The following is a 15,461-nucleotide window of genomic DNA, read 5'->3' as shown; positions in this document are numbered from 1 at the left end:
GTTAAGAAAGAATCGTAAAATAAGAAATCTAATATTGTTGCATTTACTTTTTAAACAAAGAAGGACTTTAGGCGAATTTTCCCGGAGTCCTTTTTTGTTATTCTTGTATATTGCAATCATCCCTTTCCCTCACTATAGTTAGCTCAATATAAGCGAAGATAGAAAATCTCAAAAAGGCAAGGAGTTTGCCCCATGGAAGGTGAGCAAGATATAGGAGTTGAGTTTTTAGGTGACTATAAGATCCTCTGTTATTTGCGAAAGGGTTTGTGGTGCCAAGATATTCTTGCCGAGCATCGTTTTATAAAAAAACGGTATATTTTAAAATTACTCTGTTCTGAGCTTTCTTCATCCGAAGCCTTTATGACTGCTTTTCATGAAGCTATTATCAAATTGGCAACAATAAGACATCCCGGGATTATCTCTATAGAAAATGTTTCACAAGCAGAAGGGCAGTATTTTTTAGTAACCGAAGAAAAAGAAGTCCCCACGCTCTCTTTAGCTCAATATCTTTCCAGTTGTTCTCAAGGATTATCAGAATTAGAAGCTAAAGATCTTATCTGTCAGCTTGCTGAGATTTTAGACTATGCCCACGCGAATAGATTAATTCACGGTGGTTTAAGTTTGGATTCTGTACATATCGATCTTACCGGACAATCCCCAAAAGTATTTCTTCCAGAGTTGGGGTTTTCTTTTTTACTTAAGGATCAATATACCCAGAGCCTTTTAAGAGATTCTTCTGAGAAATCTTCTTTTGATAAGTTAAAGCAGATACTTTTATTCCAAGCTCCAGAAACTGCTTTAGGAACAGTTGCTGAAGATGTCTATGCATTTGGAGTGATTGTATATTTTCTTTTATTTAGACAGTTGCCTCAGGGTGCGTTTCCTTTACCCTCAGAAGCTTTCCCTGAGTATGTTTATGATTGGGATCGATTAATTCAATCCTGTTTAAGTTATGCCGTAGAGAAAAGGCCTAAGAAGTTGGCTCCTTTACTTGTGAAAAAAACCTTAGGAGAGCAGTTCCTCGCAGCTAAAATACAATGCAGCGAAGAAGATTTAAGAGAGATAGAGGAAGAACCTCAAGTTCCTAGTGTAGCGAATATTCTTCAGAAAGTTGAGGACAAAATAATAGAGGAAACCTCGGATCATTTAGAATTTGTCCTCGTGGAAGCCAAATCTATAGACGAAGCGATGAATACCTCTGTAGATTCTAAGGAAGAAGTTGTTGCTGAAGATGAAAGTTACTCTAACGCTTTACAATCATTATTAATACGAGAGCCGGTTGTTAGCCGTTATGTAGAAGAAGAAAAAGAAGAGGTGAAGCCACAGCCCTTATTCACCGAAATGGTATTTATTGAAGGGGGAAAGTTTCTCCGAGGAAGTCGGGAGGGACAACGTGATGAACATCCTGTACATGAGATTTTTTTACATAGCTTTTTCTTAGATATTCATCCCGTGACGAATGAGCAGTTTGTTCGTTATTTAGAATGTTCGGGAAGTGAACAAGATAAGTATTATAATGAGCTTATTCGTCTTAAGGATTCACGAATACAACGCCGTTCTGGCAAGCTTGTTATTGAACCTGGTTATGCTAAGCATCCTGTTGTTGGTGTTACGTGGTACGGAGCTTCTGGCTATGCCTCTTGGGTGGGGAAACGGCTCCCCACGGAAGCTGAATGGGAAATTGCTTCTTGTGGAGGCGTGACTCAGCTGCGGTATCCTTGCGGTGAAGAAATAGATAAAAGCCAGGCAAACTTCTTTAGCTCAGATACAACGCCAGTAATGAGCTATCCCGCCAATCCTTATGGATTGTATGATATGGCAGGGAATGTATACGAGTGGTGTGAAGATTGGTATGGCTATGATTTCTATGAAATCTCGGCTCAAGAATCCCATGCGCCTCAAGGTCCTGCTCAAGGTGTTTATCGTGTGCTAAGAGGAGGGTGTTGGAAGAGCTTAAAAGATGATCTTCGTTGTGCTCACCGTCATCGTAATAATCCTGGTGCGGTAAATAGTACCTACGGCTTCCGCTGCGCAAAAGGAGTTAAGTAAACACTGCATGGAAAGTATGTATTCCAGGGAACAGTATCTATCTCTGTGTAAGGAGCTCGAAAAAGATGATTATTGTTATTATGTTCTTCATAATGCCGTAATTTCAGATTATGACTACGATATGAAGATGCAAAAGCTTCTTGCTATAGAAGCTCAGCATCCCGAATGGAAGGTATTGTGGTCACCATCTATGCGTCTTGGAGATCGCGTCTCAGGGAATTTCCCAGTAGTTGCGCATTCTCATCCCATGCTCTCTATTGCGAATGCGTATACTTTAGAAGAGCTTAATGATTTCTTTTCTCGTGTAGAGAAAACCTTAGGCTATGCCCCTATATATACCTTAGAGCTGAAAATTGACGGTATTGCCGTAGCTATCCGTTATGAGCAGGGAATCCTTGTTCAAGCGTTAAGTCGTGGCAATGGCCAGAAGGGCGAAGATATTACAGCAAATATTCGTACTATACGTTCTCTTCCTCTCCGTTTGCCAAAAGATGCTCCAGAATTTCTTGAAGTTCGTGGTGAGGTATTTTTCAAACGAGAAACTTTTGAGCAGATAAACGCTGCACAAAGACAAGCCGAAAAGCCAGAATTTGCTAATCCCAGAAACGCGGCTGGAGGTACATTAAAGCTGTTATCTGCTAAAGAGGCGGCACAAAGGAATCTAGAACTCTCTGTTTATGGGTCTCTTTCAGATGAGAATACAGAATCGCATTACGATAACCTGATGCTATGTAAGAGATGGGGATTCCCTATATTCGGTCAACCGCGGCAATGTCAAACTATAGCCGAGGTGGTGAAGAGTCTTGATGAGATAGAAGGTCTTCGTGATCAGCTCCCTATGGAAATCGATGGTGTTGTCATCAAAGTAGATGATGTAGAAGCTCAGAAAGCCTTAGGAATGACTGCGAAGCATTACCGCTGGGCATTGGCTTATAAGTATGCTCCGGAGAGAGCCGAAACCATTTTAGAGAATATCCTAATTCAAGTAGGTAGAACAGGGGTACTAACTCCTGTGGCTAAGCTAAGCCCGGTATTTTTATCGGGATCGAGAGTTTCACGAGCTTCTCTATATAATGAAGAAGAAATCGAACGGAAAGATATTCGTATCGGCGATACTGTATATGTAGAAAAGGGAGGAGAAATTATCCCTAAGGTTGTCGGTGTGTGTTTAGAAAAACGTCCTGAGGGTACGCAACCTTGGGTGATGCCGGAATTTTGCCCCGTATGTCATGGCAAGGTGACCCGTGAATCTGATAAAGTTTCTGTACGTTGTACTAATCCGTTATGTTCTGCAGGAGCTATCGAGAAAATCCGTTTTTTTGTGGGAAGAGGAGCTTTAGATATCGATCATCTCGGAGAAAAGGTAATCACAAAGCTTTTTGATCTCGGAGTGATTCACCGATGCTGTGATATTTTTAAAATTACCGAAGAAGATCTTCTTCAAGTGCCGGGATTCAAAGATAAATCTGTAAAGAACGTCCTTAAGAGCATAGAGAAAGCAAAACAAGCACCTTTAGATCGTTTTATCGCAGCTCTAGGGATTCCTTATGTAGGTGTTAGGGTAGCCTCGGCTCTTGCTCAGCATTTCCTTAATTTAGAAGCTGTAATGGGAGCTTCTTTAGAAGAGTTAAAGAGTATTGAGGGAATCGGAGATAAAGTTGCCGAGTCTATAGAGGCATACTTTAATCAACAAGATACTATCGAAGAGATCCAGAAAATGCTTTCCTTAGGGGTAAATGTCTTGCCGTATCATAGGGAAAGTTCATCGTGTTTAGGGAAAACCTTTGTCATCACAGGAACTCTTAAAAAAATGACAAGATCTGAAGCTGAGGCTTCTATTCGCAATTGTGGGGGGAAAGTAGGCTCCTCAGTCTCTAAAAGCACAGATTATCTCGTTGTTGGGGAAGATCCGGGGTCTAAATTTAAAAAAGCCCAGGAACTAGAAATCCCTATTTTAAATGAAAATGATCTGTTAAAAATCCTTTACCCTAACTAGAATCCCACCTTTTTATCTTTTTGTTAAGTTCTTAACTTTCATTATTAAGTAAATAACTGCTCTATTTCTCTCTTATGTTATTTAATATAAATTCTTATAAGGTTATAATGTTTATCTAAAATAAAACATTTTTTTAAATTATTATATCTCGAGGTAGCCTGTGTCTATTTTCCTAGCCAACGGAGATACTAATCAAAATCCTCAAGGGGCATCGTTTCTTCAAGCTTCCTCAGCATCTCCTTTGAGTCCGGAAGCTACGGGAATCCGCGCTTCATTAACTACCCAGGAAACTCTTTTACATACCGTGGAGAGAGAGATTGCTGCTATGGAAAAGACGGATCTTAAGAAGATGCGTTTATATAAGGTAGCTCTGGTTATTTTGACAGTGATTGGAATGGCGATTCTCTTTGTCCTTCCTGTGGCTATGGTCTTCAATGTAGCTATATGGATACCTATCGTGATTACCATAGGAGTATCTTTAGTTTGTGGAGCCGTCAGTAACAAGCTAAGAGCGCGTTGTCAGGAAATAAGATTAAAATATCGTTCTCTACAGGTATATCGTAGACATTTATTTAATAAACACCCAGATCTGAAACGTTCGACCTTATCTAAGTATCATATAGAGCTTCCTAAAGGGGGATCATTAAAAGAGAAGCTACTGGCGCAATTGCGTCCAGATAAGCATCAAAACTCCTTTGATGGGGGAGCTTCTTTAGATCAAAGTTTAGGTTTAGCTGGGGAAATAAATTCACGTTATCAATGTGAAGCGCTTCTTGGTGTGGATAGGGTTGATAATACGGTTTGGGAAAAACGCCTTACCGATGTGTTGAACGCTAAAGTAGAGTTGTTAAAAAATAATTCTGCCTATGCAGCATTGCGAGGTCTTTCTAACTCAGCCCTGAAAGAATCCGGATTGGATCTACCTTCACTACTTCCCGGGATGAATTTCATAGATCTCGGTAAATCTTTAATGAGCATTTGTGGATTTGGGAATAAAGTTGGTTTGGAGATTCGCCAATCTATCGATCAATATGAGCGTATGTATTCACACAGTAAGACGCTTTCCTCTTGGTTATATGAGGTATCTCCAGCAACACGAGTTTACCTATCTCAGGAACGGCAAACTGTCGATGTTACCTTGGATATGTTCACAAAGCTACAGACGCATATCAATAAAATGCAGTTTGCTGATTGGGTAGTGCATTTTGATAGTTGGCAAAAGGATGTCTGCGCATTCGCTGCGGATCCTACAAATCTTGATGTACATAAAAAAATTGTATCGGCTGCTAACAAGCTCTGCATACATGAGGGTGTGAACCAGGATCGCCAGGTTGTGGTGAGAAATATTCTTATGCAGATTGAGGATGTGATCGCGCAACATCAATCTGGGAATATAGAAAATCTCAATAGAATAAAAACATCTCTTGAGGAATCTATACAGGCAGAATTCAAGGAGATGCGTAAATCTCTCGGAAACAAACATGCAGACTCAGCGAATTTATTGCATGGTGTGGAGAAAGAATTTATTGGTTATCTTGCAAGTCTAGGGGATGTCAAACTTCTATTCGATAAGATCTATAAGTGTATCCAGCTTGGAAAGTTTGTCCGTATGGATATGGAGAAGGCTGTCCAAAGACATCCCGATAATCAACGTATTAGGATTTTAAGTTCTATCGATCAGTTATTAGAATTAGTGAACAGAGATACTTGGGGATCTATATCTGCAAAATCCGTAGAAGAAATTCTCGAAGAAAAAAATGAGATTATACGGGGATTAGAAAGGTCACGCCAGAAGGTCGAACAGTGGAGTGAGAAATACAATCTCTTTAAATCTCAGAAGATGACGCGAATCTTCATGAGTGATTTTTCTGAGGGCTATTCTACAATAGAGTCTGAAATTGATAAATTACAGAAAACACATCATAAAGCCTCTGATGTTAGCGATTTTATAGACGGCTGTCGTAGCTTTTTAGATACTATCTATGGGGCTCTTGGAGGTTCTCAAAATCTTCCTACTAAAGAAGAGATCACGGCATGGTCTGAAGAGTTTAAAGCTCTAATTAGTGAATTAGATAGTGTGCTTCCTGATATTCAGTCTGCGGGGCAAAGAATACAAGCTGAGGGGACTTCAGGGAAGTCCATGTTATTACAGGCGATTACTAGCAGAGAGTCGTCTTTAAAGGCTGCTTCTAAGAAAAAAGAAGCAGAACTTGTAGCTGCGATTAAAGGGAGACGTCCTGGACCTAGGGAAAGTATCGCTACTTTACTCGATGATAGCATTGCGCAGATGCAGGCGCTTCTTGGAGGGATGGCAGATTTAGAGCAGTCCTTAAAAGACCCCAATAACATCGCTGTTGAAGAGGTAGTTCGCTCTTCTGATCATCTATTTTCGATTATGCATGACTCTAAATCTTCTAAACTGGGAGATTTAGAAACGCTATTATCAGCGCGTAGCGAAGGTGTAGCTTCTACAGCGGCTACGGAGTTGGGAGAGGCTGCAGAAAGTGCTGCACAGACAGTGAGTGATACCCAAAAGGTCGGAAAGAATTTCTGGGAAACACGAAATAAAGATTTAGATAGCCTCTTAAAGCAGGTACAGAAAATCGCCAATAAGTGGAATATGGGACAGTCTATTGTGATGTTCATCGCGGGTCTGCTTCTTCTTGTTGTCAGTTTATCCCTACTGTCATTGCAGATGGTATGGTTGCCTGTAGGTCTTAGCGCTCTTGCTCTTATTTTACAGATCCTTCCGATGTTCTTTAATCATGTGATTGAGAAAAAGGTTTTTGATGTACGCGCGGCTTCTCTAGCGAAAGATATGCTTCCTTCAACAAAGATCCTCCCTTCAGAATTGGATAATTCGGATGTTGAGCGTCTTTCTCGGATTCAAGATATCTTGCAGTTGGAGGGTTATGAACAAGCTTGGGCCAGGGGAGTGATTAAGGATATAGATGGTCCCCTTGCGAATAAGAAAGATGATTTCAAAAAAACGATCAAAGATCTTAAAAGCGCATCGAAATCTTTAGATAAGGGTATTAAGAAACGTTTTGGAACTAAGAATCTTCAAAATGTTGTAGAGGGTGAGAAGTCTGCTGAAGTGCTGCAGCCAGCAGCGTCCATTCAACAAGTGGTGCAACCTTCTGATCCTGCTAGAGCTATTGCTATAGCTGCACGTCAACATCATCTGGACCAGCTTATCATAGAGATTGATCGCATAGAGAAAGAGGAGAATAAGATAGTAGACTACCGTCTCCGTTATGGTGTTGAGAAGGCGCGTTATGAGCAGCAATCTGCTTATCGTCATCTGTTGCGAAGGCAATTTGAAGAGGGTAAAGAACAATTTCCAGCTTTAGAGAAGAAGCTCGTTGAGAGCCGGGGAATGGTAGATATATGTGCCCAAGCGCTATCGCAATCTCCTGTTTCAGAAACGGATCCTCAAGAAATCAACAGCAAGCTTGACCTCCTGACTCTGCTGATATTTAAGATCTACAATTCTCAGGATGATGCTGCTGTGCGGGATGCCAAAAATAGCTTTGATGCTTTAGTTAAAGAAGCTGCGAATAGAGGGTATCTCCAAGAACTCCAAGATGCGTTAGAGTTATCCGCCTGTTTAGGAAATAACGATATGAGGTTTGATCAAACCCGTAGGGAGCAGCTTGCTCGTTTACAACCTGCTAGAGCAGCTTCTGTTGGGAGAGTGGAAAGATCTGCAGTTGGTGAGCAAGAGCTTGAGGTACGTAAGAAAGTATTGGACGTCTTAGGTATAGGTTACATTTCCCCATTCCTAGAGTTCTCTTCATCCACTATTTATGGTAAGGGAAGTTCGGCGGTTCAAGAAGCCCTAAAAGAACTGCAACTTCTCAAAGTGAAAATAGATTCTGGAGATGAGATTTCTCCTGAGGAATATAAGAAGGCAAAAAGATCTCTTTCCTCTTACTTAGGTTTAGAAAGAAAGCTATCCCCATTAGCTTACGGAAGGGTATTGGGAGATGAAAACTTTGTTAAAAGCGCACAAATGATGAGAGAAAAACACTCTCTTCAAGAGATTGTTGGTCTCAATACTGCTATCGGTCGCCACGAGTTATGTTCCCTAGCAATAAAACGTATTGATAAATGGATAACGCAGAGAGTAAATAGGGGAGAAAATCGCAATCTGGTTGCTAATGTATTAGAGAGTCTCCGTGCCTGTGATAGTTCTGGCTCCTCCGCTAACCAAGAGAAGATCCGCGAGTTTTATGGCAAACTCGTCAAGCTTCCTAAGTATGTTTTAATACGTATCATAAAGGATTTCAGAGTTCAATCCCTATTGGTTACTCAAAAGATACAAGACATTAAAGAACTACAGAAGCAATTTATCAAAGCCTCCTGCGTAGTTGAAAATAGAGAGAGGATACTCGCTGAAACTCGTGCAGGTTGTGAAGAAGAGCTCAGAAATCTATCTGAGCTACTTGCAAGGCTACAGTTAAGTAAACAGGAGTTAATTGCAGAAAGGGACGCCATTCGTAATAAGTTATTCTCTGATGAGATTGACGATTAGATAGGAAAGCGAGTCTACTGTATCTGGAAAGCCAGAAATTTTCAGATACAGTATTCCCTTAATCTACTTTCTCAGCGGCAAAGATCCGCAAGAGATACGAAATAAGTTCATGTAATTTGAACTTATGAGTTCTATAACCGATGTAGCAATCAGGACGGATAATAAATAACGAGTCCGGATTTGCATGATAAAGATTAGCAATCTTTTGTTCTTTAGTAACAATGACCTCTAACCATTCCCCGTATTCTTCTTTGAGAGCCTGTTCTAGGTCGTTACGTTCCTTAAAGAAGATCAGAAGGTGCTTGGTGCTCTTCAAACCATCTAATAAATAACTCCCATTATCCAGCTGCGCATTAATAGCACGCATTCCAGGGTCAGGACCAAGAATTTCTTTATCTTGAGAAGACATCTTAATAATATCACTATTTTGATATTTCAATGCCTTGTGAGGGGGATAATAATACTCTCCTCCAAAAACATCCAGTTGACGGCAGCCCTTTAAGAAATAATACATAAGGGCGGGGGCATAAGGATTGGAGAATAATAGATTTTTAGCGCGTCTTTGCCTGTTCTCGCTAAAATGGGGAAGAATATTCCCACTTTCATGTTCTTTAGCGGTTATGAGGTGTTTTGACGCAGCCTTTTTTAAAACAGGGATAAGCTTCCATGTTAAGTTGAAGGCCGCATGGATATTCGAATTTATTCCCGTAAGGTAAGAGAAAGCCAAGTTGTTGGCTAGGCTACCAACAAATAGGAAGTTGTTATGGTCCGTAGGATACTGATGAAACACGGATTTTATATGATAATGCTCATCAGCAACAGCAAGATTATAATTATAGAGAAGCTTTTGCTTATGCTTGATTGATAGTGGATAGGAGGTATTAGTTAAACAAAGCTGCTTGGACCCTTTCTCATGGTTGTAAAATACAAAATTTAAGAAGCTTTTTGAGCTAGGAACAAGATGGATGTGACTTTCTTCAAAAGGCTCACCTTCATCACAGTCAACAAATAGAACTTCTTTTGCCTGTTTGCGTGGTTTTAGTTGGGTTTTAAAGAGGTCACGAATATCAGGATCGGCATCAGCTTCAGCAGCAATTACCCACTTAGGATTATAAATTTCTCGATTTTCGAAATTTTGTGATGTCTTAGTACTCTCAATAAAGATGCTATTGTCTACCAAAGTAATGGGACGCGTACCCCAATCAATGGTTCCCCCTTGTTCTTCAAACTTATGAATAAGGTGTTTGGTTAGCTCTTGATAGGAGGTGGATAAAGAAAAAGGGAAACGAGACTCTGACGCTTGATTGAATTTAAATAAGACTGTGCGTTTCTTCCAGTGATAACGAGCACCAAAGAGCTTATGACATTTCTCTATGAAATTATCCAATAAGCCTGCGTTATCTAGTAATTCTAAAGAAGAACAAGACAAAACAACAGGCAGCTCCCTACAGTCTATAAAACCAGGATCGTCTGGAGAATCTCGATGGTCTATAACTTTTGCAAGGATGCCATGCTGAATTAGCATGTTTGCTAAAATGAGACCCGTGGGGTTTGCACCTATGACTAATACATCTGTCATATCGATCTCTATAAGTAGAAGACACGAACAAACCTAGTATAGGGAAAAAGATCTGATGAATCAAGTAGGTAATGATTTGAAAAAGCTTGTTAACCCGTTTCTTCCCAAGAGGTGTTTTTAGATCTACAGACCAGATCGCGAGCGTTTTTATAAATTAGATAGAAAATGCTCAACAATGTCGTCAATGATCACGGTTAGGTGCGGTGAGGATCCAAGATTATGGTCAGTATCTTCATAGGTTTTGAATTCTGTATTTCCTGGGGCCGTATTTTTAAATAAATCTCTCTGGGTTAGTGAAACCAAATTATCCTCGAGACCTTGTAGATGTAAAACAGGAATTTTCGTAGGCAGAGAGTTTAAAACAATATGATCCTGAAGGGAGAGAAAATCTCCAACATCCTCTTCACATACCACTAGGGGAGCAGGGCCAAATCCAAAATCTTTTCCAAGATTCCCCACAATAGAAGAGTTGTTCTTCACAGCTTCGTACATCTCTTTAAATAGAATCGCGCCATCAGCAACCGGTGCCCAAATACTTATAGCTTTAATCTGAAATTCTTTTGGATGATAGAAGCGTGCTAAATGAAATGCTGTATGGCATCCTAAAGAGAAACCTGCAAGACCTAAGCGATTCTGATCGATTTCAGGATATTGCAATACGTAATTAAGAATGTCTTCGCCATTCTTTAAATAGGTGCCAATAGGCACTTCGGTAGTAATGCCTTCGCTATTGCCGCACCCAGCCATATCAAAGCGTACACTAGCAATGCCTACTTGAGCTAAAGTGCGTGCAATTTTCCTATAAGATCCTGTTAAGCCGCCAACGGCACTACCCCTGAATCCATGCAATAGGATAACCATGGGATAACCATCTTCCGGCATAGGAGTTGTTGGTAAGTGTAAAGTGCCTACAAGATTGTGTTCTCCACTTTGTATGTTGACCGCTCGACAAATTTCATTTTTCGGAGTCTTTGTTTTATTGATGACAAGTAAGGAGTCGGGGATTTCTGGGAATCCGGGGATTTTAATGGCTTCCGCTTGCGGTGCATTTGCTATTATGAAAAATAAAGAAATAAATGCGGATAATTTGCGCATTTTAACTAACATGGAAAACAACCTAAATAAAAGATAATTAAAGTAGGGTTTTATATTTTTTTTGTCAATGGGGCGGGGAAGGAAAAGCGGGGCAAGATTATAGCACAAGTTGTGTTTTTATAAAATTTTTTAATCTTTTGCGCTCGACGAATAGAAGATTCTTGTTTTTTCATCAAGTGAACGATACACTAGCCTCTATTTTGTTTTAAAAAGACTCTTTGTCAGGATATTATGCGGTACGATCCTAGTTTGATAGAAAAAAAATGGCAGGAATTTTGGAAGGAGCACAAAAGCTTCGAGGCAGATGAGGCCAGTGATAAACCTAAATATTATGTATTAGATATGTTCCCCTATCCTTCTGGAGCAGGGTTGCATGTCGGTCATTTGATAGGTTATACCGCTACAGATATCGTAGCCCGCTATAAAAGAGCTAAAGGATATGCAGTTTTACATCCCATGGGTTGGGATAGTTTCGGATTGCCTGCAGAACAGTATGCTGTGAGGACGGGTACACATCCTAGAGAAACGACACAAAAGAATATAGAAAATTTTAGAAAGCAACTTTCTGCTATGGGCTTTTCCTATGATGAGGGTAGGGAATTTGCTACTAGTGATCCCGATTACTATCGTTGGACGCAAAAGCTATTCCTTTTTCTTTATGAGAAGGGCCTTGCCTATATGGCGGACATGGCGGTCAATTATTGCCCAGAGCTTGGGACGGTTTTATCTAATGAAGAAGTAGAAAATGGTTTGTCTGTGGAAGGAGGCTATCCCGTAGAGCGTAGAATGTTGCGCCAGTGGATTTTGCGTATTACAGCATACTCCGATCAGCTTTTGGAGGGTCTAGAAGATCTCGATTGGCCAGAAAATGTTAAACAGCTTCAGAGAAATTGGATAGGTAAGTCAGAAGGGGCTCTTGTTCGTTTCGAAGTAAATAATGAGAGATTTTTAGAAGTATTTACAACCCGTCCCGACACTATAGGTGGCGTATCGTTTTTAGTGGTTGCTCCCGAGCATCCCGAAGTGAATCGATTGATTTCTGAGAATCAACGTGAAGCTGTAGAGAGCTATATCCGTGCTGCTCAAAGTAAAAGTGAAAGGGATCGCATAAGTGAGACTAAGGTAAAAACCGGAGTATTTACAGGAACCTATGCTAAGCATCCTGTAACCGGTGCAGATATTCCTATTTGGATTTCAGATTATGTCATCTTAGGTTATGGCTCTGGAGTTGTTATGGGTGTTCCTGCTCATGATGAAAGAGATAGAGAATTTGCAGAAGCTTTCTCTTTACCTATTTATGAAGTTCTCGATAAAGATGAGTGCTGTATTCATAGTAACCACGGAGATTTTCTTTTAGACGGTCTTGCAGGCCAAGAAGCTCGTGACTATGTGATTGCTTATTTACAAAAGAAAAATTTAGGAGAGGCTAAGGTTGCGTATAAACTACGTGACTGGCTGTTTTCTCGCCAAAGATATTGGGGAGAGCCGATTCCTATTATTCACTTTGAAGATGGCACCTGCCGTCCTTTGGAAGACGATGAACTTCCTTTACTGCCTCCTGAAATTCAGGACTACCGTCCAGAAGGTTTCGGTCAAGGACCTTTGGCAAAGGTAAAAGAGTGGGTGGATATTCATGATACAAAGACCAACCGTCGAGGAAGACGGGAAACGCATACGATGCCGCAATGGGCAGGATCCTGTTGGTATTACTTACGTTTTTGTGATGCGCACAATTCTCAAGCTCCCTGGTCTAATGAAAATGAAAGGTATTGGATGCCTGTAGATTTATATATTGGGGGCGCAGAACACGCAGTTTTACATCTGTTGTATTCGCGTTTTTGGCATCGAGTATTTTATGAAGCTGGTATGGTTTCTACTGCAGAGCCGTTTAAAAAACTGATAAATCAAGGTTTAGTTCTAGCGACTTCTTATCGAATTCCTGGTAAGGGTTATGTTTATCCTGAAGATGCTCGTGAAGATAATGGTGTATGGATGAGTGCTTCTGGAGAAGAATTAGAAGTGCGTCAGGAAAAAATGTCTAAATCTAAGCTCAATGGAGTAGATCCTCAGATTCTTATCGATGAATTTGGTGCAGATGCATTGCGTATGTATGCAATGTTTTCAGGACCCTTAGATAAGAATAAGCTTTGGTCTAATCAAGGTGTTTCTGGCTGCAGACGCTTTCTCAATCGTTTCTACGAAATGGCGACATCAGCTTCTGTTCAGGATGTAGATGATCCTAAAGGGATGGCTTTAGCACATAGATTGGTTCACCGTGTTGGTGAAGATATTGAAAAAATGTCTTTAAACACCATTCCATCCTCTTTCATGGAATTCATAAATGAATTTGTGAAACTTGATATTTATCCTAGATCAGCTTTAGCTATGGTTGTACAAGCTTTAGCTCCTATAGCACCGCACATTAGTGAGGAGCTATGGACAGTCTTGGGTTATGCTCCTGGTATAGATGCTGCGGGGTGGCCAAAAGTAGATCCTAAATATTTAGAAGACACTTCAGTGACATTTGTCATACAGGTAAATGGGAAACTGCGTGCTCGTTTAGATATGGATAAAGCGACTTCTAAGGAAGATGTCTTGTCTTTGGCAAGAGAAGCGGTCGCTAAATATCTAGAAGGTAAAGAGGTTAAAAAGGAAGTTTTTGTTCCTAATAGATTGGTGAATTTCGTTCTATGATCAAACAGCGGCTTACTAAGCTACGTACTTTTCTATATGATTGTTTTTTAATTTTTGCATTTGCAGTAGCGCTTCCTAAGATTCTTTATAAAAGATTCGTTCATGGGAAGTATAAAAAGTCATTGAAAATTCGCTTTGGTTTAGAGAAACCTCAAGTTTCTGGAAAAGGTCCTGTAGTTTGGTTTCACGGCGCTTCTGTAGGGGAGGTAGCTCTCCTTGTTCCTTTGGTGCAGCGATTCATGAAAGACTACCCGCAGTGGCATTGTGTTGTCACTGCCTGTACTGAAGCTGGAAATGAGACTGCAGAAAGATTATTTGGCCCCATGGGAGCTACAACTTTCATTTTGCCTTTAGATTTAAGTTTGATTATTAAACCTGTTGTTAGAGCTATCTCACCCTCTTTACTTGTATTTTCCGAAGGAGATTGTTGGTTAAACCTTCTTGAAGAGGCAAAAAGGTTAGGGGCTACGGCAATCGTCATTAATGGGAAGCTTTCTGTAAACTCTTGCAAATGGTTCACAGTTTTAAAGCGTTTTGGCAGGAACTATTTTTCTCCTATAGATGGATTTTTACTTCAAGATGATCAACATAAGGCACGTTTTTTACGTCTTGGTGTTGATGAAAAGAAGATAGAGGTCACAGGAAATATCAAAACCTATACGGAAATCTCTTCTGAAAATAACCAGCGCAATTACTGGAGAGAAAAACTTCAACTATCCCAAGATACAGAATTGCTTGTTTTAGGTTCTATACATCCTAAAGATATTGATGCTTGGATTCCTTTAATGCGTCAACTTCGTCATAGAAATATTAAAGTGCTTTGGGTTCCTCGTCATATCGAGAGATCTAAAGAGTTAGAAAATTTATTATTAAAAGAAAATATTTCTTATGGATTGTGGAGCCAAGAGGTCACATTTGATAAACACGATGCGATTATTGTTGATGCTATTGGTTGGTTAAAACAGCTATATTTTGCTGCTGATCTTGCTTTTGTCGGTGGTACATTTGATGATAAGGTTGGAGGGCATAATCTTTTAGAGCCTCTGCAATGTGGCGTCCCATTGATTTTTGGTCCCTGTATTACATCTCAATCCGATTTAGCCCAACGTCTATTATCCCTAGGCGCAGGTTGTCGTGTAGATGAGAAAAATATGTTAGAGATCGTGACCTCTTTACTTGATCATCCTGAAGAAAGAATGGTTTATGTTCAGAAGGGAAAAGCGTTCCTATATGAAGAAAGAGCAGCTTTTGATCGTACCTGGGAATCTTTTAAGAGATATATTCCTTGTGCAAAAATGTGAGATTTTGCTAAATTGTTTTCTTATCGCGGGATAGAGTAGTGGTCATCTCGTTGGGCTCATAACCCAAAGGTCGGAGGTTCGAATCCTTCTCCCGCTATTAAATTTACCATCTAGTGTGGCGGTATAGCTCAGATGGTTAGAGCAGCAGAATCATAATCTGCGAGTCGTTGGTTCAAGTCCGACTACCGCTATTTTCTTCTATAAGCATCT

The 15,461-nt window shown here is 40.2% G+C and carries 7 protein-coding genes and 2 tRNA genes; 7 read left to right on the top strand and 2 right to left on the bottom strand.

Features of this window, described 5'->3' with window-relative positions; genetic code table 11:
* Nucleotides 1–192 precede the first annotated feature (192 nt).
* The 3 genes from CCA_RS03120 to CCA_RS03110 all read left to right on the top strand — a co-directional run bounded on the left by CCA_RS03120 (nt 193) and on the right by CCA_RS03110 (nt 8,582).
* Nucleotides 193–2,049: an SUMF1/EgtB/PvdO family nonheme iron enzyme gene (locus CCA_RS03120; RefSeq protein ID WP_011006575.1), complete on the top strand. Its 1,857-nt coding sequence runs from the start codon at nt 193–195 to the stop codon at nt 2,047–2,049.
* A 7-nt stretch (nt 2,050–2,056) separates the two neighbouring features.
* A complete protein-coding gene (gene ligA / locus CCA_RS03115; RefSeq protein WP_011006574.1) occupies nt 2,057–4,045 on the top strand; it encodes an NAD-dependent DNA ligase LigA in 1,989 nt (662 codons plus the stop codon).
* 160 nt (nt 4,046–4,205) lie between these two features.
* Nucleotides 4,206–8,582 (top strand): membrane protein, encoded by a 4,377-nt coding sequence (locus tag CCA_RS03110; protein WP_011006573.1) that lies wholly within the window; start codon nt 4,206–4,208, stop codon nt 8,580–8,582.
* 58 nt (nt 8,583–8,640) lie between these two features.
* Here the strand turns inward: CCA_RS03110 and CCA_RS03105 are convergent, their stop codons facing one another.
* Together CCA_RS03105 and CCA_RS03100 are read right to left on the bottom strand one after the other, a co-directional pair.
* Nucleotides 8,641–10,161 (bottom strand): FAD-dependent oxidoreductase, encoded by a 1,521-nt coding sequence (locus tag CCA_RS03105; RefSeq protein WP_011006572.1) that lies wholly within the window; start codon nt 10,159–10,161, stop codon nt 8,641–8,643.
* Between the two features lie 147 nt (nt 10,162–10,308).
* Entirely contained in the window at nt 10,309–11,256 is a 948-nt protein-coding gene (locus tag CCA_RS03100; protein WP_011006571.1) for an alpha/beta hydrolase, read from the bottom strand.
* A 231-nt stretch (nt 11,257–11,487) separates the two neighbouring features.
* On the opposite strand from CCA_RS03100, the gene leuS reads away from it, so the two are divergent.
* The 4 genes from leuS to CCA_RS03080 all read left to right on the top strand — a co-directional run bounded on the left by leuS (nt 11,488) and on the right by CCA_RS03080 (nt 15,442).
* A complete protein-coding gene (gene leuS / locus CCA_RS03095) occupies nt 11,488–13,950 on the top strand; it encodes a leucine--tRNA ligase (RefSeq protein ID WP_011006569.1) in 2,463 nt (820 codons plus the stop codon).
* Nucleotides 13,947–15,251 carry a lipid IV(A) 3-deoxy-D-manno-octulosonic acid transferase gene (waaA, locus tag CCA_RS03090; RefSeq protein ID WP_011006568.1) on the top strand — a complete coding sequence of 435 codons (1,305 nt, stop codon included), beginning with the start codon at nt 13,947–13,949 and terminating at the stop codon, nt 15,249–15,251. The genes leuS and waaA overlap by 4 nt, the downstream gene beginning before the upstream one ends.
* A 24-nt stretch (nt 15,252–15,275) precedes the next feature.
* Nucleotides 15,276–15,348 (top strand) — tRNA-Met (locus CCA_RS03085).
* Nucleotides 15,349–15,368: 20 nt separating this feature from the next.
* Nucleotides 15,369–15,442 (top strand) — tRNA-Met (locus tag CCA_RS03080).
* Nucleotides 15,443–15,461 lie beyond the last annotated feature (19 nt).

The sequence above is a fragment of the Chlamydia caviae GPIC genome (assembly GCF_000007605.1).
GTDB lineage: Bacteria > Chlamydiota > Chlamydiia > Chlamydiales > Chlamydiaceae > Chlamydia > Chlamydia caviae.
This window is presented reverse-complemented; position numbering and strand designations above follow the sequence as displayed.